At 62.2% G+C, this 20,432-nt stretch carries 14 protein-coding genes and 1 tRNA gene; 10 read left to right on the top strand and 5 right to left on the bottom strand.

What is annotated here, in order from left to right; translation table 11 throughout:
• Positions 1 to 13 precede the first annotated feature (13 nt).
• Positions 14 to 2,083, top strand: a complete 2,070-nt coding sequence (locus tag PRZ03_RS03840) for a methyl-accepting chemotaxis protein (RefSeq protein WP_273599111.1) — start codon at positions 14 to 16, stop codon at positions 2,081 to 2,083.
• Between the two features lie 92 nt (positions 2,084 to 2,175).
• Here PRZ03_RS03840 and PRZ03_RS03835 read toward each other — a convergent pair whose 3' ends face one another.
• Positions 2,176 to 4,740 carry an ABC transporter permease gene (locus PRZ03_RS03835; RefSeq protein ID WP_273599110.1) on the bottom strand — a complete coding sequence of 855 codons (2,565 nt, stop codon included), beginning with the start codon at positions 4,738 to 4,740 and terminating at the stop codon, positions 2,176 to 2,178.
• Between the two features lie 116 nt (positions 4,741 to 4,856).
• Here PRZ03_RS03835 and PRZ03_RS03830 point away from each other — a divergent pair, with 116 nt between their 5' ends.
• Positions 4,857 to 5,705 (top strand): dioxygenase family protein, encoded by an 849-nt coding sequence (locus tag PRZ03_RS03830; RefSeq protein ID WP_273599109.1) that lies wholly within the window; start codon positions 4,857 to 4,859, stop codon positions 5,703 to 5,705.
• Between the two features lie 34 nt (positions 5,706 to 5,739).
• A tRNA-Gly gene (locus tag PRZ03_RS03825) sits at positions 5,740 to 5,810 on the top strand.
• A 36-nt stretch (positions 5,811 to 5,846) separates the two neighbouring features.
• Here the strand turns inward: PRZ03_RS03825 and PRZ03_RS03820 are convergent.
• Entirely contained in the window at positions 5,847 to 6,788 is a 942-nt protein-coding gene (locus tag PRZ03_RS03820) for an alpha/beta hydrolase (protein WP_273599108.1), read from the bottom strand.
• Positions 6,789 to 6,824: 36 nt separating this feature from the next.
• Positions 6,825 to 8,279, bottom strand: coding sequence for a cryptochrome/photolyase family protein (locus PRZ03_RS03815; RefSeq protein WP_273599107.1), 1,455 nt, complete (start codon positions 8,277 to 8,279; stop codon positions 6,825 to 6,827).
• Positions 8,280 to 8,323: 44 nt separating this feature from the next.
• Here PRZ03_RS03815 and PRZ03_RS03810 point away from each other — a divergent pair, with 44 nt between their 5' ends.
• From PRZ03_RS03810 to PRZ03_RS03785, 6 genes are read left to right on the top strand one after another with little or no spacing between them, the layout of a single operon-like run.
• Entirely contained in the window at positions 8,324 to 8,902 is a 579-nt protein-coding gene (locus PRZ03_RS03810) for a YqgE/AlgH family protein (RefSeq protein WP_273599106.1), read from the top strand.
• Positions 8,899 to 9,303 carry a Holliday junction resolvase RuvX gene (ruvX, locus tag PRZ03_RS03805; RefSeq protein WP_273599105.1) on the top strand — a complete coding sequence of 135 codons (405 nt, stop codon included), beginning with the start codon at positions 8,899 to 8,901 and terminating at the stop codon, positions 9,301 to 9,303. Before PRZ03_RS03810 ends, ruvX begins: the two co-directional genes overlap by 4 nt.
• Positions 9,300 to 9,800 (top strand): bifunctional pyr operon transcriptional regulator/uracil phosphoribosyltransferase PyrR, encoded by a 501-nt coding sequence (gene pyrR / locus PRZ03_RS03800; protein WP_273599104.1) that lies wholly within the window; start codon positions 9,300 to 9,302, stop codon positions 9,798 to 9,800. Before ruvX ends, pyrR begins: the two co-directional genes overlap by 4 nt.
• 3 nt (positions 9,801 to 9,803) lie before the next feature.
• On the top strand, positions 9,804 to 10,766 hold the full coding sequence (locus PRZ03_RS03795) for an aspartate carbamoyltransferase catalytic subunit (RefSeq protein ID WP_273599103.1): 963 nt from the start codon (positions 9,804 to 9,806) through the stop codon (positions 10,764 to 10,766).
• Positions 10,763 to 12,097: a dihydroorotase gene (locus tag PRZ03_RS03790; RefSeq protein ID WP_273599102.1), complete on the top strand. Its 1,335-nt coding sequence runs from the start codon at positions 10,763 to 10,765 to the stop codon at positions 12,095 to 12,097. Before PRZ03_RS03795 ends, PRZ03_RS03790 begins: the two co-directional genes overlap by 4 nt.
• A complete protein-coding gene (locus tag PRZ03_RS03785) occupies positions 12,097 to 12,837 on the top strand; it encodes a lysophospholipid acyltransferase family protein (protein WP_273599101.1) in 741 nt (246 codons plus the stop codon). The genes PRZ03_RS03790 and PRZ03_RS03785 overlap by 1 nt, the downstream gene beginning before the upstream one ends.
• A gap of 22 nt (positions 12,838 to 12,859) precedes the next feature.
• Here the strand turns inward: PRZ03_RS03785 and PRZ03_RS03780 are convergent, their stop codons facing one another.
• Positions 12,860 to 14,497 (bottom strand): response regulator, encoded by a 1,638-nt coding sequence (locus tag PRZ03_RS03780; protein ID WP_273599100.1) that lies wholly within the window; start codon positions 14,495 to 14,497, stop codon positions 12,860 to 12,862.
• Positions 14,498 to 14,588: 91 nt separating this feature from the next.
• Complete coding sequence (locus tag PRZ03_RS03775) at positions 14,589 to 16,379, bottom strand: bifunctional metallophosphatase/5'-nucleotidase (RefSeq protein ID WP_273599099.1); 1,791 nt, start codon at positions 16,377 to 16,379, stop codon at positions 14,589 to 14,591.
• A 604-nt stretch (positions 16,380 to 16,983) separates the two neighbouring features.
• Here PRZ03_RS03775 and PRZ03_RS03770 point away from each other — a divergent pair.
• Positions 16,984 to 20,289: a TonB-dependent receptor gene (locus PRZ03_RS03770; RefSeq protein ID WP_273599098.1), complete on the top strand. Its 3,306-nt coding sequence runs from the start codon at positions 16,984 to 16,986 to the stop codon at positions 20,287 to 20,289.
• Positions 20,290 to 20,432: the final 143 nt, after the last annotated feature.

Below are 20,432 nucleotides of genomic sequence, written 5' to 3'. Positions count from 1 at the left end.
CTGAGGAGCATTCATGTTTGATTCCATCAAGACCCGCTTGATCGGGCTCTGCATTGCTTTATTGGTCTTGGGGCTGTGCATTGCCACCGCCGCAAACTACGTCGTGGTGCGCAACCATTCGCAGAGCCAAGTCCTGCGAGACCTTGACACCCTTGCCGCCAATCAAGCAGCAACCATCAGTCAGTGGATGCGCTTTCAGCGCGATATCGTGGTTTCGCTGGTGCCGGTAGCGCAGCAAGCGGAACCTGTCCCTTTTCTGGTGCAAGCGGCCAAATCCGGCGGATTGGAGGCTGCTTATATTGCGCATGCCGACAAGCAAATTTTCTTCAACTCACCTCAGAATCTGCCGCCCGGCTATGACCCCACAGGGCGGCCGTGGTTCACCCAGGCCGCAGCAGCCAGCGGCACCATCCTGACCGAGCCCTATATGGACGCCGCTCGCAAGCTTCTGGTGGTGACCTTCGCACAAGCGGTCAAGGAAGGCGGCCAAGTCAAAGCCGTGGTGGCCTCCGATGTGTTTTTGAACGAGGTATCCAACACCGTCAAAGGCATCAAGCCGACGCCGAACGGCTTCGCATTTTTGGTCTCCACCAAAGGCGTCATCGTCGCCCATCCGGACACCAATCTTGCGCTCAAGCCCTTGTTGACTCTGTCCTCACAACTCGATGACAAAGCAATGAAGCAGATCCGCGAGGCCGGCGCCGACTGGGTCAGCGCACGCTTCGGGGAGCAAGACTTTCTGCTGCGCGGCGTGGCCATTCCCGATACCGACTGGATTTTGGTCGCTGCAGCGGACAAAAGCGAAGCACTTGCCTCACTGAATGCACTGCTAAGAGCTTCAGCACTTGTTCTGCTGCTGGTGATTGCCGCGGCTGGCGCGCTGATGGCAACCATGATCACCACCATGCTTCGAGGCATCAGCCGCGTGCAAGCGGCGCTGGACGAAATCAGCGCGGGCGGCGGTGATTTGACGCAGCGCCTGCCCGAGGGCGGAAACGACGAAATCGCCCGCATTGCTGGCGCCTTCAATCTGTTCGCCAAGAAGATTCAAGACATTCTTCTGGATGTCAGGCAAGCCAGCAACTCCATCACAACGGCGTCGAGCGAGATCGCACTGGGCGCGCAAGACCTGTCGCAACGCACCGAGCAAACGGCGGCCAATCTGGAGGAAGCGGCATCATCGATGGAGACGCTGACCAGCACCGTGCGCCAAACCGCCGATGCCGCGCAGACCGCCAATCAACTCGCTTCTTCAGCCTCGGCAGCGGCTGCCAAGGGCGGCACCGTGGTCAGCCAAGTGGTCACGACCATGGACGAGATCAACACCAGTTCCAAGAAGATCAGCGACATCATCGGCGTGATCGACGGCATCGCCTTCCAGACCAATATCTTGGCGCTGAATGCTGCCGTTGAAGCGGCGCGAGCCGGGGAACAGGGCCGCGGTTTTGCCGTTGTCGCCAGCGAGGTTCGCTCGCTCGCCCAGCGCAGCGCCGAAGCCGCCAAGGAGATCAAAGGCTTGATCGGCGCCAGTGTCGATCGGGTGGAGGTCGGCACGCGTCTGGTCGAAGAGGCCGGCAACTCGATGAACGATATTGTGTCCAGCGTTCAGCGCGTGACCGACATCATCGGCGAGATCACGGCTGCGTCGACCGAACAAAGTGACGGCATCGGCCAAGTCAATGGCGCGGTGGTCCAGCTCGACAAGATGACGCAGCAAAACGCGGCCTTGGTTGAAGAATCAGCGGCCGCCGCCGAAAGCCTGAAGGATCAGGCTCAACGCCTGACCGAGGTGGTGTCCGTCTTCAAGCTCAGCAGCAACGAAGGCCAACGCGCACATGCCTACACGCCTGCGGCAGCGCCCAAGAATCACCAAGCCTCGTCATCGTCATCCAGCGCCTCCTTCAAATCGGGCGCCAAGACCATGGCTCAAAAGCCAGCCCCGAAGGCTGCGTACAGTCCCACGCCCGCCCCTGCCCCTAAGCAAGCGGCAAAAGCTGCCGCACCTAGCCCCAAACCCGCAGCCGCTCCAGCCCCCTCGCCTGCTTCAAGCAACGACGACAGCGGAGACTGGCAGTCTTTCTGAATCGAGCGCACCGGCAGCAATAACTGCCAGCGCTAACCAGCATGATCAACGGGCCCTAGAGGCCCGTTTTCTATTGGGCAAGCTTAGACGGGCTATTGGGTGTCAGCTTCCCGCAGCGTCTGAGTGACCGGACGGGTGAGCACACCGCGCAAGCTCCACCAACCCGCCGTCAGCGCTAGCATTGCCCCGGCAGCCATGGTGATCAACGGCACCCAAAAATTGATGCTCCAATTGAAACCGAACACATAGTGCGCCAGCAGGCCGCTCAATATCAGGGCCACCACGCCCGCTAAGAAGCCCGCCAATGAACCCACGCCCAGCAACTCCGCTCTTTGCACCTGACCCAGCAAGCTAGAGCTGGCGCCCAGCGCTCGCATCAAGGCAAATTCGCGCGTGCGCGCGTCACGGGTGCTGTTCACGCTGGCCAACAAGACCACCAAGCCGGTGGCCAAGGAAAAGGCGAACAAATACTGCACCGCTTGAATCACCTGGTTCAACACCGATTGCACCTGATTGAGTTGAGCCGACACATCCACCACGGTCAAATTCGGAAACTCGCGCGTGATTCCCCGGTCAAACTCGGCGCCAGCAGGCGCCCTGAACGCCGCTACAAAGCTGCGCGGCAGCTCAGGCATCTCCGCCCGCGGGAACATCACAAAGAAATTCACCCGCATCGAAGCCCAGTCCACCTTGCGCACGCTGTTGATGCGGCCCTGCACCACCACGCCCGCAACATCAAACTTCAATTGGTCACCGAGCTTCAAGCCCAGCGACTTGGCCAGGCCCTCCTCCACGCTCAGCCCCTCGGCATCATCATCCAGCCAAGTGCCTGCGACCACTTGATTGCGCGCCGGCAATTGCTTGGAGTGGCTCAGATTGAACTCGCGCTCGGCCAAACGCTGTGCGCGCTCATCCGCGAACTTCTGCGCCTGCACCGGCTTGTCATTGACGCTCAACAAGCGGCCGCGGATCATCGGATAGAAGTCGTACTGCTGTACACCGCTTGCCTTCAGCCGGGATTGAAACGCGTCGGCTTGATCGGGCTGTATATTGATCACAAAGCGGTCCGGCCCATTGGCAGGCGTGGCCTGGCGCCAGCTGTCGATCAGGTCGGTACGCAACAGCACCAGCAAGGCCAGCGCCAGCAAGCCCACCGCCAGTGAGGACACCTGCACCACCGCAAAGCCGGGGCGCGCGGCCACTTGACGCGTCGCCAACAGCAACCAGCGTGGTGCTTGCCGCCCACTCACACTCAGCGGTACCAGCCGACGCAAGAGGATCACGGCCAGCCAGGAAAGCAAGGCAAACAGCCCCACCGCTGCCCCGAAACCACCGGCCGCGATGGACCCCAAAACCAAGTCACCCGACAGCGCCATCAGGATCGCCGCGAAACCCAGCACCCCCGCCACCAAGACCACCATAGAGCCCGCATTCAGACTCCCCAGATCACGTCGGATCACCCGCAGCGCCGGCACGGCCGCCAGTTGCAGCACCGGGGGCAAGCCAAAGCCCAACAGCAGGCTCAGGCCCAGACCCAGCCCCAAGGCCACTGGCCACCAGCTCGGATTGGGCAGATTCACATCCAGCAGCCCCGCCAACAGGCTGACAAAACCATGGTGCACCGCCCAACCCAGCAAGACGCCCAAGGCACTGCCGACCAAGCCGGCCACCCCAAACTCCAGCCCATAGGTCCAGGCGATGCGACGCTGCGACTGTCCCAACACCCGCAACATCGCACAATCATCCATATGCCGCGCGGCGAAGTCCCGTGCCGCCAGGGCCACCGCCACCGCAGCCAACAGCGCCGCCAGCATCGCCACCAGGCTCAAAAACTTGCTCGCCCGGTCCAGGGTTTGGCGCATCTCGGGACGGCCGTTCTCCAGGGAATCGAGGCGCACGCCGCGCCAGCCCGAACGTTCAATCAAAACAGAGGCTCGCGCCACAAAACTGGCCACCGCCTTGGCGTCGCCGCTATTGGATGCCAAGGCCAGACGGTAGGTGACGCGGCTGGCGGCCTGCACCAAACCGGTCGCCGCCAAGTCGGCCTCGGCCAACATCAGGCGCGGCGCGAAATTGAGAAAGCCCGCACCTCGGTCGGGCTCGGTCGCAATCACCCCGGCGATACGCAAGCTCAACTCCCCCAGCAGCAAGTTGTCCCCTTGCTTGAGCGACAGGGCCGTTAACACCGGCTCGTCCACCCACACCTCACCCCGCGCCGGCGCCTGCACCGAGCGGCCATCTTGCAGGAGCAAGCGCCCCCGCAAGGGGTAAGCACTGCCCACGGCCTTCACCGCCACCAGCCGGCTCGCCCCGCCCTGGGCCTCGCTGGCCCGCGCCATGCTGGGGAAGTTGACACTGACCAGCTGCGTCAGCTTGAGCTCCTCGGCCAGCGCCAGCAATGGCGCCGGTGTGGGTTGGTCACTCAGCAGCACCGCGTCACCGCCCATCAATTGAGCGGCGTCGCGGCGCAAGCCCTGATCCAGCCGGTCCGACAAAAAACTCACCGCGCACAGCGCCCCCACGGCCAAGGCCACGGCCAGCATCAACAAACGCAACTCGCCGGCCCGCCAGTCGCGCCAGAGCTGGCGCCAAGCCATTTGCAAGACCGTCGGCGGCGTCAAGGTTTGAGCCCGTGTTGCTTCTATTGAGGTAGTCATGCCCTGCACTGTAGCGACAGTCCAAGTCGCGATGTCGCTGGGCGTGCAAAAGCCCTGAACGGCGGATTCAATCGGCCGCCACCCCGGCCGAGCCCGGCTCGGGTTCAATCAAGTCCATGACGAACAGCAAACCATTCCCTGCCCTGTTTCTCTCACACGGCTCACCGATGACCGCTCTGGAGCCGCGCGAAGCGGGCGCCTTCATGCACAAGTTGGGTCTTGTGCTGGACGCCAACTACGCGCGCCCCCGGGCGATCCTGATGGTGTCGGCCCACACCAGCGCTCGCCAGCCCTTTTTGCTGGCCGGCCAAGGCCATCAAGCGATCTACGACTTTGGCGGCTTTGATGATCGACTGCTCAAGCTGCGCTATGACGCGCCCGGCGCACCCGACTTGGCCGAAGAAGTCCTGGGCCTGGCCCAGAAAGCTGGGCAGGTCATCGCGCTGACAGGGCAAACTGGCTTGGATCATGGCGCGTGGACGCCGCTACGCTATCTCTACCCCGACGCCGATGTGCCCGTCTTGCCGCTGGCCTTTGTCGCCAGCGACAGCCCGTCACAGCAATTCGCACTGGGGCAGATGCTGGCGCCGCTGGCGCAAAGAGGCGTGCTGATCATTGCTAGCGGCAGCATCACGCACAATCTCGGCCTGGTCTTCGGGCAAGGCCGCCCACCGGCGATCGACGCGCCGGAAATTGAAGCCTCACGCGTTTTTCGTAGCTGGTGGCTTGAGCGCAGTGCGGCCCGAGACTGGCCGGCCCTACTCGACTACCGCAGGCAAGCGCCCTATGGCGTGGCGATGCATCCGAGCGACGAGCACCTGCTGCCCTGGTTTATCGCCGCCGGCGCCGGAGGCACTCACGCGGCGCCGCAGCGCCTGCACGCCAGCCTGACTTTTGGCTCGCTGGGCATGGACGCTTATGCCTTTGGGTCCGAAGCGCGACAACTCGCCCAGGCTTTGGTCTGAAGCCGGCAAAAGCAGCCGCTATACTGCGCGCCATGCGGGTGTAGTTCAATGGTAGAACTCTTGCTTCCCAAGCAAATCACGTGGGTTCGATTCCCATCACCCGCTCATTCCGCTAACACTCAAACGTTCCGAAGCTCCGGCTCAAGGCTTGCGCAACAAGAACTCCAGCGGAATTTCTAGCCTCTCGGCCCAGGCCTTCTCGTTGTGACCGCTGCCGTCAAAAACGCGTGTTTCGAAATTGACGCCGTCCACATAGCCGCGTTCTCGCGCCAGATCGTTCACCATCACCTGATAGGGCGCATACAGCGCGTCTAGCTCGGTCGTGCCGTGATCTTGGTAGAGCCGGTGGGTTTCGGGCGCGGCCAAATGGGCGCGCAGGTAGTTGAAGCCCGCCAGAGGAATCGCAGCGTTGGGCTTGTGTTGCCCGATCCAGTGGGTAGACAGGCCGGCCGCGCCGCCGAAGACTTGCGGGTATTCGTTCATGGCGTAGACCGAGATCAGTCCGCCCATGCTGGAGCCCATCAAAAAGCTGCTGGCAGCCTCAGGTCGCGTGGCGTACCGGGCATCAATCGCGGGCTTGAGCTCTTCAACGATGAAGCGCAAATAGGCATCGGACTGCGGCTTGTTCTGTAGCGCGGCCTGGAGCAAACGCTCGCGCTGCGGCTGTGGCATCAGCGGCAAAAACTTCTGCGGGAAATACTCGCTGTGACGGTACTTGCCGTTATTCCAAATACCGACGATCAAAGTATCCGGAATGCGCCCCGCTGCGACCAGGCGAGCCACGCTCAGGTGCACATCCCAGGCTTGCTGGTTCCAGCTCTTGCTGGCGTCGAACAGCATCTGCCCGTCGTGCATGTACAGCACTTGATAGCGTTTGCCGGCAGAGTAGCCTTCGGGCAGCCAGACGTCTACATGGCGCGCGTCCACCCATTTCGAGGAGAAGTTGGCCAAGCGCTCAATACGGCCGACGCTCACCTCCGGCAGCGTCTGGACATCTGAAGTGCCGCCAGCCTCGACAGCCCCCGACGCCGCCACCGCCACCATGCTCATCGCGGCCAGCACATGCTTGAAATTAGTCGCCATGAATGGCCTTTTGGGTCGACTTGTGAATGGGTGCGCTCATTGCGCGCTCTTGACCACCGCGTAGCGCGCCAAGGTGGCCTGGCGCGCTTCATCATGATTGACGATGGGCAGCGGGTAGTCTTGCCCCAAGTTCACACCGCAAGCTTGAACCGCCAAAGGCTTGGCGGTCCAAGGTGCGTGGATCAACTTCGGCGGCAGTTTGGCCAGTTGCGGCAGATAGCGTTTGATGAACTTACCCTCGGCATCAAACTTCTCGCTCTGCGTGACCGGGTTGAAGATGCGGAAATAGGGCTGCGCGTCGCAGCCGCTGGAAGACGCCCATTGCCAGCCGCCGTTGTTGGCGGCAAGGTCGAAGTCCAACAACCTCTCGGCAAAATAGGCCTCGCCCCGGCGCCAGTCCAGCCCCAGGTCTTTGATCAGGAAGCAAGCGCTGACCATGCGCAAGCGATTGTGCATATAGCCGGTTTGATTGAGCTGCAACACCGCCGCATCAACCAAGGGATATCCGGTCGCTCCGGTACACCAGGCTTCAAACAGTCGGTCCGCATCCGCGCCGGTCTCCCAGCGGATCGCGTCATAAGCTGGCCGGAAAGCGCTGCGCATCGCATGCGGGTGGTGATGCATGATCTGGTGATAAAAATCGCGCCAGATCAGCTCCGACAGCCACACCTCGGCGCCATGCTGTCCAGCCTGCATGCGCTGCCAGGCTTCGCTTGCCAACTGACGAATCGACACGGTGCCAAAGCGCAGGTGCACGCTCAAGTAACTCGGCCCTTTGACGGCAGGAAAGTTGCGACTGTCGTCATAGCGGTCAATGCGCTGCAAAAAATCATCGAGCAGCTCTTGCGCGCCGGCACTGCCCACACCCAGATGCGGGCTTAAGTCGGTGGCCTCAAAGCCGATCTCGGCCAAGCTCGGCACACCTCGCCTCAATGGGCTGGAGGCCAAAGCATCGGCATAAGGCAGCACCGGATAGGCGCGCAGATAAAAAGGTTCAAGCTTGCGCAGCCAGGCGTTTTTGTAGGGCGTAAACACGCTGTACGGCTTGCCTACCGCCGTCAGTACCTCGCTGCGCTCGAAGACGACGTGGTCCTTGAAGCTCTTGAATTGACAGCCAAAGCTGGCGAGGCGCTCGCCCACCAGCGCGTCCCGGGCGAGCGCAGCCGGCTCATCGTCATGGTTGCAAAAGACCGCCTGAACCTGCAGTTCGGCGGCCAGCTGAGGCAGCACATCCTTGGCCGAGCCATGGCGCACGATCAGGCCAGCGCCTGGCTTCAGCGCACCCAGATCGGCATCCAGCGCGCCCAGCGCGGACCAGATGAACACCACCCGGCGATCGCTGCGGGGCAGCTCACTGAGGATGTCGCTGTCGAACACAAAGACGCAAAACACCTGCTCGGCCGACTTCAAAGCGTGGTGCAAAGCGGCCTGATCGCTGGCACGCAGATCGCGCCTGAACCAGATCAGCGCGCGTTTGAATGTCTTTTCCATGCGCCTAGTGTCGCTGGTCGCTGGCGGGCGAATAAAATGCCTGCATGTCGCAAACCCGGATCGTCCTCACCAATCAATTTTTGATCGCCATGCCCGGCATGCTTGATGAAGGCTTCAAAGGTGCCGTGATCTTCATCTGCGAGCACAACGAGAACGGCGCCCTGGGCCTGGTGATCAACCGGCCCATGGCCATGACGCTGGGCAATCTGTTCGAGAAGGTCGACCTCAGCCCACCCAAGGACGCACTGGCCGACAGGCCGGTTTTTTACGGTGGCCCGGTGCAGCCCGAGCGCGGCTTCGTGCTGCATGCGCCGCTGGACGCGGCAGGCAACCATTACAACGCCACCATGATCGTGCCCGGCGGCTTGGAAATGACGACCAGCCGCGATGTGCTGGAAGCGCTGTCCAACGGCGCCGGCCCCAAACGGGTCTTTGTCACGCTGGGCTATAGCGGCTGGGCGGCGGGTCAGCTGGAAGAAGAAATCGGCCGCAATGGCTGGCTGACCGTTGAAGCGACGCAAGAGATTATTTTCGACACGCCGGTTGAGTTGCGTTACGAGCGCGCTTTGGGCTTGCTCGGCGTTGACCCCCGCATGCTGAGCCAAGAGGCCGGCCACGCATGATCACGACGGCGAGCTCCGCACAATCTCTGCTGGCCTTTGATTTCGGCACCAAACGCGTCGGCGTTGCCAACGGCAGCCGTTTTATCGGCCGGGGCGAGCCACTCAAAGCGATTGCCTTGGAGGGCGAGCCGCGCTTTTTGGCGATCGCCAAGCTGATCAAGGAATGGCAGCCCGATGCGCTGGTGATAGGCGTGCCCTTCCACCCCGACGGTGCCGAGCACGAGATCACCCAGCGCGCGCGCCGCTTTGGCCGGCAGCTGAAGGGCCGCTTCAAGCTGCCGGTGTTTGAGGTCGATGAGCGCTACACCAGCGTCGAGGCCGAGAGTTACGGCGTGCGCGATGTCGACTCCACCGCCGCTGCCTTGATTCTTGAACAATTTTTCCGTGAAAGCACAGCATGAGCACACTCCTACTTGATGCCGAGGCGATCTACGCAGATCTGCTGCAGGGCGTCCGCAAACTGATGCGCCCGGACAGCGCGCTGGTCGGCATCTGGTCCGGCGGCGCCTGGCTCGCCGAGCGCTTGCAGACCGATTTGGGCCTGGCCGGCAGCGCCGGTGTGATCTCCAGCTCACTGCATCGCGACGACTTCGGCTCGCGCGGCATGTCCGCCAGCGCCGACCATACCAAGCTGCCGTTTGACGTCAGCGGCCGACACATCGTGCTGATTGACGATGTGCTGTTCACCGGCCGCACCACCCGCGCGGTGATCAACGAGCTGTTCGACTTTGGTCGCCCGGCCAGCGTGACGCTGGCAGTGCTGGTGGACCGCGGCGGGCGAGAGCTGCCGATCGAGCCTGCGTTTTCCGCCGCCCGCATCCATCTCGCGGCCGAGCAACGGCTGCGCTTGGCGAAAGACGACGATGGCCGCTTCAGCTTTGACCTCAAAGGAGATTGACCGATGCTCTCCAAGCGCAACCCCCAACTGAATAAGCACGGCGAGCTGGTCCACCTGCTTTCCATCGAAGGCCTGCCGCAGGCCAATATCCACCAGATTCTGGACACCGCCGGCAGCTTTTTGTCGGTCAATGACCGCGAGGTCAAAAAAGTGCCACTGCTGCGCGGCAAGTCGGTGTTCAATCTGTTCTTCGAGAACAGCACGCGCACCCGCACGACTTTTGAGATCGCGGCCAAGCGGCTGTCGGCCGACGTCTTGAACCTGGACATCGCGCGCAGCTCGACGGCCAAGGGCGAAACCCTGCTCGACACCGTGGCCAATCTGTCGGCCATGCACGCCGATATGTTTGTGGTGCGCCACAGCGAGAGCGGTGCGCCCTATCTGATCGCCCAGCATTGCGCGCCGCATGTGCATGTGGTCAACGCCGGTGACGGCCGCCACGCTCACCCGACGCAAGGCCTGCTGGACATGTACACGATTCGGCATTTCAAAAAGGACTTCCGCAATCTGACGGTGGCCATCGTCGGCGACATCGTGCATTCGCGCGTGGCCCGCTCCGACATCCATGCGCTGAACATCCTCGGCGTGCCCGAGATTCGCGCAGTCGGCCCCAAGACCTTGGTGCCCGGCGACCTGCGCGAGATGGGCGTCAGGGTCTGCCATGACATGGCCGAGGGCGTGCGCGGTGCCGATGTGATCATCATGCTGCGCCTGCAAAACGAACGCATGAATGGCGGCATGCTGCCCAGCGCCGGCGAGTTCTTCAAGAACTTTGGCCTGACGCCGGAGAAGCTGGCACTGGCCAAGCCCGACGCGATCGTGATGCACCCAGGGCCGATCAACCGCGGCGTGGAAATCTCATCCACCGTGGCCGACGGCGCGCAAAGCGTGATCCTGCCGCAAGTGACCTTCGGCATCGCGGTTCGCATGGCCGTGATGTCCATACTCGCTGGAAACGAAGCATGAAGATTTTGATCAAGGGTGGTCGCCTGATAGACCCCGCCTCGGGCCTGGACCGCATCGGCGATCTGGCGATCGCCAATGGCCGCATTGTGAGCTTGGGTGAGCCTAGCGACTTCGCCGCCGAGCGCATCATCGACGCGAGCGGCCTGATCGTCGCACCCGGCTTGGTCGACCTCGCGGCACGCCTGCGCGAACCCGGCCATGAGCACGAAGGCATGCTGGACAGCGAGCTGGCTGCGGCCGCGGCAGGCGGCGTCACCAGCCTGGTCTGCCCGCCCGACACCGAGCCGGTGCTGGACGAGCCGGGCCTGGTGGAGATGCTGAAGTTCCGAGCCCGCAAGCTGAGCCGCTGCCGACTGTTTCCGCTGGGCGCACTAACCCAGGGTTTGAGCGGGCAAGCCTTGACCGAGATGGCCGAGCTGACCGAGGCCGGCTGCATCGGTTTCTCGCAAGCCGAAGTGCCGGTGCGTGACACCTTGGTGCTGGCCCGCGCCCTGCTCTATGCCGCCACTTATGACTACCAGGTCTGGTTGCGCCCACAAGACGCGTACCTGGGCGGCGGCGTCGCGGCCAGTGGCGCGATGGCGACACGACTGGGCCTGAGCGGGGTGCCGGTGATGGCCGAGACCGTCGCCCTGCACACGATTTTTGAGCTGATGCGCTCGACCGGCGCGCGCGTGCACCTATGCCGGATTTCGAGCGCGGCCGGGGTCGAGCTGGTACGCGCGGCCAAGCGCGAAGGCCTGAAGCTGACGGCCGATGTGTCGATCAACTCGCTGCACCTGACCGATGTGGATATCGGTTACTTCAACCCCGCGATGCGGCTGACGCCGCCGCTGCGCCAAGGCCGTGACCGCGACGCGTTGCGCGCCGGCTTGGCCGACGGGACGCTGGACGCCTTGGTCAGCGACCATATGCCAGTCACCGCCGACGAAAAGAATGTGCCCTTTGCCGAAGCGACGCCGGGCGCCACCGGCCTGGAGCTGCTGTTGAGCCTGGCCTTGCGCTGGGCCGCCAATGAGGGCTTGGGCGTGGCGCGGGCCTTGGAGGTCGTGACCGCCAAGCCGGTGCAAGTCTTGGGTACGGCGCTGGGCTCGCTGGGTGCCAGCGCCGGCCGCTTGGTGGCCGGCGGTGTGGCCGATATTTGCGTGTTCGACCCGGCTGCCAGCTGGGCCGTCACGCCCGAGAAGTTAAGCAGCCAAGGCAAACACTCACCGTTTGCGTTTGAAACCAGCGGCTTCGAGTTGCCGGCACAGGTGCGCTACACCTTGGTGGCGGGGCATATCGCGTTTGAAAATGCGCAGCAAGCAAGTCAAGAGGCGGCCGGCGCCTGATGCGACATCTGTTAGCGGTTTACCGGCTGCTCCGTTTCAGCCTGCATGTGCTGTGGGGCCTGGCGCTGATCAAGCTGCGCTTTGGCAGCTTGGATGCTGCGGCCCGGCAGGCGCATATCAAGCGCTGGTCCGCCAAGATGCTGCGCATTTTTGGAGTTAGCCTGGAGGTATCAGGTCTTGCCGCAAGACCTGGCGCCAAGCTCTTGGTCGCCAATCACATTTCCTGGCTGGACATTGCCGCTGTACATGCGGTGATCCCAGAAGCGCGTTTTGTCTCCAAGGCCGACGTCAAGCATTGGCCGGTTGTGGGCCTGTTGGTGGCGGGCGTGGGCACGCTCTTCATCGAGCGGGCCAGCAAGCGCGACGCGCTGCGGGTGGTGCACCAGACGGCCGAGGCGCTCAAGACTGGCGACACAGTGGCGGTCTTCCCCGAGGGCACAACCAGCGCCGGGCCTGAGTTGCTGCCCTTTCACGGCAATTTGCTGCAAGCAGCCATCTCAACCGAAACGCCGATTCAGCCTTTGCTGCTGCGCTGGTTCGAGCCGGGCGAGCGCTTCAGCTCCTCCGCCCGCTTCATTGGCGACACCACCCTGGCGCAAAGCCTTTGGAGCGTGTTGACTGCCAAGGGCCTGGGCGTCAAGGTTGAGGTGCTGCCGGCGATGGCCACCGCACATGCCGACCGGCGCTTGCTGGCCGAACATGTGCGGGATGAGATTCAGCAGGCTTTGAATCGAAGCTGAGCAAGCATCTGCTGATGCGCCCTCATTCGCTTCGCTCAACGATGCGACGACCGCCGTCCACATAGCGCTGCTGCAAATCGCCCAGGCTCTCGCTCATACGCTGCGCGACCTCATCCGTCAGATGCCGGCCATGGTGGCTCAAGGTGGCCTGCGCCAGCTTGATGATGCGCGCATTCAAGCTGCGTCCGGCCAATTCCAACAAGGCCTCCAAGGTACGTTGGTGCTGCTTGCTGACCAGATGCGTCATGGCGTCACGGGCGGCTTCGTTGATGGCGCCGGCCGCATTGCGTACCACCGTTTCCAGCGAAGGCAGCTGCCCTGTCGCCATTTCCAGCAAGCGTGTTCTTGGCTTGGAGATCGCAAAGCGCTGCGCCGCCAGCTCGGCCCACCGCATCGCACCCGGCACGCGCTGGTTACGGGCGCAACGGGCCAAGAGTTGCAATAGATTGCAAGCCATCTCGAAGCTGAACTCGGTCTGGTCGAGTTGTGCGGCCATCTGCCCCAAGCCGGCCAGACTCGCCTCTTGGCGGCGCGACAACATATCCATCGCGGTCTCCAAGGCCATGGACAGCATTTGCAAGCGAAAGCTGTAGGTCGGATAGCGGGCGATGGCGTCCTGCAGGCATTGCTGCGCGCGGGCGCAACCCTCCTCATCACCGATGTCCAGGCAAGCAATGCCCAGCGCCACCACGCCTTGAAAATCAAGCGCACGCGAATGCAAGCCAATGGTCAGCGCCGCCCCCAAATGCCGAGCCGCACTCTCGCTGTCCCCGAGGAAAAGCTGCAATGAGCCCAGTTTTTGCAGCCTCGCCACATTGCCTGGCGTGATCTGCACCGCCTTGGCAAGCATCTCGACAGCGGCCTCGAACTTCATTTCCTCCAGCAAGGCACGGCCGTAAACATCGTAGGCGTCCACATAGGCCGGGTTGTCGGCCAGCAGGGTTTCAAGGGTCCGGCAGGCGGTCGCCGAGTCCGCATTGGCCAGCTCGATTTTCGCCAGACCCAAGCGCGCCCAGGGCACCGCCTTGGTCGCCAGCAAGGCCTCGAACATGCGCTTTGCGGCATCGATTTGGCCCAGGCGCAGATACAGCTCGGACCCTATCCGCGCGGCATAAACACGGTAGGTCGCGCTGGCCGCGAACATGGCCTCGCACAGGCTGGCGGCCTGACCAAACTCGCCCGCATCGATGGCGGCGAAGACCTCACGCAAGGCATATTTGCGCTCAAGAATCACCCGCAAACGTTCATCAAATTGCCGTGCGTTGAAGGGCTTGAGCAGATAGTCATCGAGCGCGCCCTCGACCGCATCGGCCACATGCTGGTAGCGCGCCTCGTCGGTCACCATGATGAAGGCAGTTTGCATCGGCAGGCCGCGCGCCTGGCGCAGCTCGTCGAGCAAATCTTGGCCGGTCAAATCATGCGAGCTTTGCGGCGTGAAATGAAAGTCGGTGATGATGATGTCATAGGCGGGCGAGGCATTCTTGATCATGCTGCGCGCGGACTCCGGCCGGCGCGCGGAGTGCACGGTCGGCACACCCATATCTCGCAGCATATTGCTGAGCACCGAGCGCGACAGCTCGCCCTCATCAATGATCAAGGCCTTCATCCGGCTTGGATCCAAGCCGCCGGACAAGCCATGCAGCCGCTTGCTCTCCAACATCCCACCCCTTGCGTTGACGCCCCACGGCACAGCCGCTAGCGTAACGCTTGTTTCAGGGCTTGAAGGCCCGAGCGGCCATATAAGCAGCCGCCTATTCGCGGCGGATACGGCCTGGCGCGATGTGCATGACTGCGTCGGGATTTTCCGTCAGCAATTCGATCATGGCGTCAATATCGACACCCACACTGACCCGCTCCGTACCTTGGCGCAGCACGCTCTGCCCATCGCCGCCCTCGGCCATGAAGTTATTCACCACCAGGCGGTACTTGCGCTGATCATCCAGCGGCAGCCCGCCCAGGCTGACCGCGCCAAGCTGGGCAACACCATCGGCGCCGATGCGATATTGATAGCGCAAGCTGCTGGACACCTGCAGCAGGCGCGGCGGCCCGTCACCCTTGGGCAGTTGCCGCTGCAAAAGCTCGCGCAGCTGCGCGCCGCTGACTGTCATCACCACCAACTCGTTCGCGAAAGGTTGAATTGCGAACAAATCGCTCATGGTTGCCGGCCGGCCGGGCTCCACAGTCAGATCGGCTCGGATACCACCGGTGTTCATCAAGGCCAGATCGGCGGGCCCGCGCTTCTTGGCGTATGCCAGTTGGGAGTCAGCGATCAAATTGCCCAGCGTCGAATCCCCAAAAGGCGCTTGCACGCTGCGCTGCGCGCCCTGCTTCAAATCGGCCACCGGCTTGTTGCGCACGGCTGCCGTCAAGGCGGCCGCCCGCTGCACCAAGGCCACAAAAGCCGGGTTGGGCGTGTAGACCGACTGCAAGACAGGGTGATTCACCGACTGCGCGTCCAGTACCTTGCCGCTGGCATCCAAGGTCAGCCGACTCTCCGTCACCCAGCCTCCATAACTGCCAGCCTGCACGAGCAAGCGTCCATTGATCTTGCAGGTATAGGCTTGATGGGTGTGGCCGCTGATGATGATGGCGTAAGCCGGGTCGAGCCGGCGGGCAATGTCCACACCGCGCCCCTGCAGGCCCGGGCATTCATAGCTCGGGTCATTGGCCGCGCCGTTGAAACTCGCACCTTCATGCATCACGGCGACCAAAATCTGTGCGCCCTCGGCCCGCAATTGGGGCAGCAAGGCGTTGAGCGTGTCTGCCTCGTCCGCAAAGCGCAGGCCGACGATGGATTTCGGGATCACCACCATCGGCGTGTCGCGCGTCACCGCGCCCACGAAAGCGACCTTGAAGCCGGCTACTTCCTTGATGATGTGCGTGCCCAGCACAGGCTTGCCGGTCTGCGCATCCAACATATTGGCCGCCAGGTAAGGGAAGCCGGGGCCTTTGTACTCAGGCCAAGCACAGCCAAGCGCTGGGCACTCGCCATTGGCCTTGCGCTTGAGCTCCATCAGGCCGGCGTCCAGCTCATGATTGCCTAAAGCGCTGGCGACCAAGTCAAGCTCGCCTAAAGCAGCCAGACTCGGCTCGTCCTTGAGCAAAGCGGAATAAAGCGGCGACGCGCCGATCAAGTCGCCCGCCGCCACAAAGACCGAGTGTTCGCGGCCGCTGCGCAGCTTGCTCATCGCCGACGCCAAGTAAGCAATACCACCGGCCGCTTGGGGCTTAAGCTCGCCGGTCTGCGCGTCGGGCAAGCGCGGCATCAAGGGCGTCGGTGACTTGGGCTGGATATGGCCGTGAAAGTCATTGATCGAAAAAATACTCAGCTCGCGCGGCGAAGCGCTGGCGTCAAGCTTCGATGCCGGCTTTGCTGCCCGGGTCTCCCCAGGCTCGGCCTGCCTGGGCAAGACGCCAGTGCAGGCCGCCAGCATCGCGGCGACCGCCAGGGCGGCCAGCGCATTCAAGGTGGATCTCGCGCCGCCCTGGTTTGAGGCTCGCGCGCATGAATGCGCCGGGCTGGTGGAATGAATGGACGGCATCAGGACAGACTCCAGAAAGCGGAAATTGACAGAGCGAAAATTGGCAAAGCGGAAAATCGAAAATCGGCAGGCTGAACGGGTTCAGGGCGGCGGATCTTAACGCCGGCCGGACTCCGCACTCGGCCACCACGCGCAGGAACAAGGACAAGGCCCAGACCTGCATCCCCTGTCGCACTGACGCTACAAAATCCAAATCCATCCACAACTGTCACAGAGCATGCATATTGGGCCGGCACACTGACGCCCGTATTTGGTGGATTTCGGTTTGTATGCGTGTGGCGTTTTTTACGCCTATCGCGGCCGCTTGATGCGCAAGCGGCTTGGTGGGTTTCGATTGGAGTCAGCAGTCCAATCGGCATCCAATGGCAGCAACAGGCACAAAACTTGCTGAAATCGGCTTGCGCAAACGTTTACTACTTCCGCTGCCTGCGTTTAAGCAGCATCTGATCTGGCAGGCACAAGACCCGGGTTTTGGCAAGGCGGGCTTTCTTCAATGTGGCGGGAGCGCGCATTTGAAAAGCAAGTAAACGTTTGCGCACTGCTCCGGTGTACAGTTTTATCAATGGATTTTTTCGCGTATTTGCGGTTTTTTTAGGAGTTTTCGATGAGCAACAGGGCTTGGTCAGAGTTTTCCCGGACGGCGGTCTGCGTCGCCATATCCACGATTGCCATCGTGGCAACAGCGCCAGCCATGGCGCAAAACACCAGCTCAGCCGTCAGCGGCCGCGTTACGACAGCAGAAGGTAAACCGGTCGCCGGCGCAAACGTTGTCATCGCGCACCAAGAGTCCGGCTCGGTCAACAATTTAGTCACCGATGCCGATGGCCGCTACTCGGTCCGCGGCCTGCGCGTGGGTGGCCCCTACACCATCACCGTGATCAAAGGCGAGGACAAGGTCGTCCGCGAAGCGATCTATCTGCAACTGGCCGAAAACCAAGCCATTGACCTGACGCTGGGCGCGCAGCAGCTGAGCACCGTGGTGGTCGCCGGCACAGCCGCTTCCAGCCGCTTCAACTCGGCCTCCATGGGTGCCGGCACCAGCATCGGCCGCAAAGAGTTGGAAGCGCAAGCTTCGATCGCGCGCAATCTGCAGGACTATGCCCGCTCCGATCCACGCGTGGCACAGACGGACAAAGAGCGCGGTGAAATCTCGGCCCTGGGCCAGAACACCCGCTTCAACTCGCTGACCATCGACGGTGTGCGCACCAACGACACCTTCGGTTTGGAAGCCAACAATATGCCGACGGCCAAGCAGCCGATCTCGATCGATGCGATCCAGGCGGTGCAGGTCAACATCTCTAACTACGATGTCACGCAGCAGGGTTACACCGGCGCCAACATCAATGCGGTCACCAAGTCCGGCACCAACGAGTTCAAGGGCAGCGTCTATTACGTCTACCGTGATGACAATATGGCCGGCAAGCGCTATGACCGCGTCAAGGACACCTTCTTTGACCCGCCAACCTTCAAGGAAGACACCAAGGGCTTCACGCTCGGCGGCCCCATCATCAAGGACACGCTGTTCTTCTTCGGCAGCTATGAAGAGCTGAAGAGCACCCGCGCTGCGCCGGCCTATGGCCCGGTCGGCAGTGCTATGACCAATGTGGGCATCACGCCTGCGCAGATCGCATCGGCTCAAAAGGTGGCCAAGGACACCTACGGCATCGATATCGGCAGCTCCGACATCCCTGCCGGCACCGAGCTGGCGGTCAAGGACTATTTACTGAAGCTGGACTGGAATATCAACGCCCAGCACCGCGCCAGCTTGCGTTACGCCAAGACCGAGCAAGCCGAGCCGACCTTTGCCGGCTTCGGCTCGACGGCGCTGTCGATGAGCAGCTACTGGTGGAGCCAGAAGAAGGAGATCGAGACCGTCGTCGGCCAATGGTTCGCCGACTGGACGCCGGACTTCTCGACCGAGTTCAAGCTGTCCAACCGCAAGTACGACAGCACGCCGACCAATAACGCGAATCTTCCGCAGATCGCCCTGGTCTACCCGGGTGATCCAAAGGCAGGCGGCATCTACCAAAACGATCGCACGCTGTTCTTTGGTACCGAGAACAGCCGCCATTTCAACGAGTTGCACACCAAGACGCTGGACGCCTATCTGGCCGGCAACTGGGTCAAGGGCGACCATGAAATGAAGTTCGGCGGCGACTACTCGTCCAACGACACTTTTAACGCCTTCTTGCAAAACACCAAGGGTACTTACAGCTTCCGTGGCACCGATCCGGCTGCTTTGTGGAGCGCCGGTGTGCCCTCGTCCTACAGCGTGCAGCTGCCTTTGAACGGCAACACGATCGACAGCGGCGCGGCCAACTGGACGCTGCAAAACATCGGCCTGTTCGCACAGGACACCTGGACGGTCACCGATCAGCTGACCGTCACCGGCGGCGTACGCTTGGACATGGCCAAGACTGGCGACAGCCCGCTATTCAATCAGGCCGCGTTGACCAAGTTTGGCTATGACAACCGCCAGACCATTGATGGGCAAACCCTGTTCCAGCCACGTGTCGGCTTCAACTACGCCTTTGCCGGCCTGGAGAAGAAGAAGGCGCAACTGCGTGGCGGCTTCGGCTTGTTCCAGGGTGCGGCAGCCAATGTCTGGCTGTCCAACCCCTTCTCGAACACCGGAATGGCGACGGCCAGCTTCAGCTGCGGCGCGACCACCGTGCCTTGCAACACGGTCAAGTTCAATGCCGACCCGGCCAAGCAGCAAGAGATCAACGGTGTGCCACCGGCGGCCAATATCGACTTCATCTCCAGCGAGTTGAAGCAGCCTTCGGTCTGGAAGATGAATCTGGCCCTGGACACCGAGCTGCCTTGGGCTGGCCTGGTGGCTGGCGCCGAGTGGCTGCACACCAAGACGCAAGATGCCATTTTCTACAAGCATCTGAATCTGGGTGCGCCAAGTGCCGTCAAGGGTGTCGATGGCCGCGAGCTGTATTACGACGCCAAGGGCTTGAGCACCGGCTGCTGGACGGCCGGTGGTTCCACCGTGACGACCGGTTGCGGCGCTAACGCCAAGGCTTTGCGTGACACCAAGTGGGGCAATGTCTTGCTGGCCGAGCGCACATCGCAAGGCGGCGGCGACGCCCTGACCTTGAGCTTGTCGCAGCAGAATCTGGGCTGGGGCTGGCAGGCTGCCTACACCCGCACCAACGCCAAGGAAGTCAGCCCGCTGACCTCCTCGACTTCGGGCTCGAACTACTCCAACCGTGCGGTCTTCAATCCGAACGAAGAAGTCAACTCGACCTCTTCGTCCCTGATCAAAGACCGTTTCAACGGCTCCTTGAACTGGTCGCAGGCCCTGGTTGGCAAGTACCGCACGACCTTCGGCGTGTTCTATGAAGGGCGTGCCGGCAAGCCCTACAGCTGGACCTTCAAGAACGATATGAACGGCGACGGCTACAGCGGCAATGACCTGATGTACATCCCCAAGGCCCCGGGTTCGGGTGAGGTGCTGTTCCGCCTGCCTGGCCAAACCGTGGCCGCGTCCGGCGCTGCTGCCGAAGCCAAGTTCTGGGAAGTTGTGGACAGCAATTCGGACCTCAGCTCGGCCAAGGGCGGCGTGATCGGCCGCAACACCGCCAAGTCCAAGTTCGCCAACACCTTTGACTTGCGCCTGAGCCAGGAAGTGCCTGGTTTCTTCGGCAACCAGAAGGGTGTGTTCACCGTCGACATGCTCAACTTCGGCAATATGCTGAACAAGAAGTGGGGCCATATCGACGAGATCCCCTTCACTGCCGGTGGCGGCGCAGGCGGCAATCGTCGCGGTTTCGTGAACTTCGCCGGTATGGAAAACGGCAAGTATGTCTACAGCGTTCTCAACGTCGACGACTACGAAACCCGCCAGACCAAGGGCGAATCGCAGTGGGCCGTTCAAGTCACGCTGCGCTACGAGTTCTGAGGTCGCACACGAGTACCGGAAGGTACTCGTGGCTACCGAAGGCCCCGGCGCGATACAAGCGACTGGGCTAACGCAGCAAGTAAGCCACCATCCAGGTGGCTAGCGCACATGAAAGAGGCCCCTCGCGGGGCCTCTTTTTCGTT

The organism is Roseateles albus, assembly GCF_028595345.1.
In the GTDB taxonomy this organism is placed as follows: Bacteria; Pseudomonadota; Gammaproteobacteria; order Burkholderiales; family Burkholderiaceae_C; genus Paucibacter_A; species Paucibacter_A albus.
Note: the sequence above shows the minus strand (reverse complement) of the source record. Positions and strands in the feature narration are given on the sequence as shown.

What these genes read in the sequence shown, in the direction of transcription:
- PRZ03_RS03810 (WP_273599106.1), top strand. Translation starts at nt 8,324, where the DNA reads ATGTCGCAAACCCGGATCGTCCTCACCAATCAATTTTTGATCGCCATG.
- PRZ03_RS03830 (WP_273599109.1), top strand. Translation starts at nt 4,857, where the DNA reads ATGACGAACAGCAAACCATTCCCTGCCCTGTTTCTCTCACACGGCTCA.
- PRZ03_RS03790 (WP_273599102.1), top strand. Translation starts at nt 10,763, where the DNA reads ATGAAGATTTTGATCAAGGGTGGTCGCCTGATAGACCCCGCCTCGGGC.
- pyrR (WP_273599104.1), top strand. Translation starts at nt 9,300, where the DNA reads ATGAGCACACTCCTACTTGATGCCGAGGCGATCTACGCAGATCTGCTG.
- PRZ03_RS03780 (WP_273599100.1), bottom strand. Translation starts at nt 14,497, where the DNA reads ATGTTGGAGAGCAAGCGGCTGCATGGCTTGTCCGGCGGCTTGGATCCA.
- PRZ03_RS03770 (WP_273599098.1), top strand. Translation starts at nt 16,984, where the DNA reads ATGAGCAACAGGGCTTGGTCAGAGTTTTCCCGGACGGCGGTCTGCGTC.
- ruvX (WP_273599105.1), top strand. Translation starts at nt 8,899, where the DNA reads ATGATCACGACGGCGAGCTCCGCACAATCTCTGCTGGCCTTTGATTTC.
- PRZ03_RS03820 (WP_273599108.1), bottom strand. Translation starts at nt 6,788, where the DNA reads ATGGCGACTAATTTCAAGCATGTGCTGGCCGCGATGAGCATGGTGGCG.
- PRZ03_RS03785 (WP_273599101.1), top strand. Translation starts at nt 12,097, where the DNA reads ATGCGACATCTGTTAGCGGTTTACCGGCTGCTCCGTTTCAGCCTGCAT.
- PRZ03_RS03775 (WP_273599099.1), bottom strand. Translation starts at nt 16,379, where the DNA reads ATGCCGTCCATTCATTCCACCAGCCCGGCGCATTCATGCGCGCGAGCC.
- PRZ03_RS03835 (WP_273599110.1), bottom strand. Translation starts at nt 4,740, where the DNA reads ATGACTACCTCAATAGAAGCAACACGGGCTCAAACCTTGACGCCGCCG.
- PRZ03_RS03815 (WP_273599107.1), bottom strand. Translation starts at nt 8,279, where the DNA reads ATGGAAAAGACATTCAAACGCGCGCTGATCTGGTTCAGGCGCGATCTG.
- PRZ03_RS03795 (WP_273599103.1), top strand. Translation starts at nt 9,804, where the DNA reads ATGCTCTCCAAGCGCAACCCCCAACTGAATAAGCACGGCGAGCTGGTC.
- PRZ03_RS03840 (WP_273599111.1), top strand. Translation starts at nt 14, where the DNA reads ATGTTTGATTCCATCAAGACCCGCTTGATCGGGCTCTGCATTGCTTTA.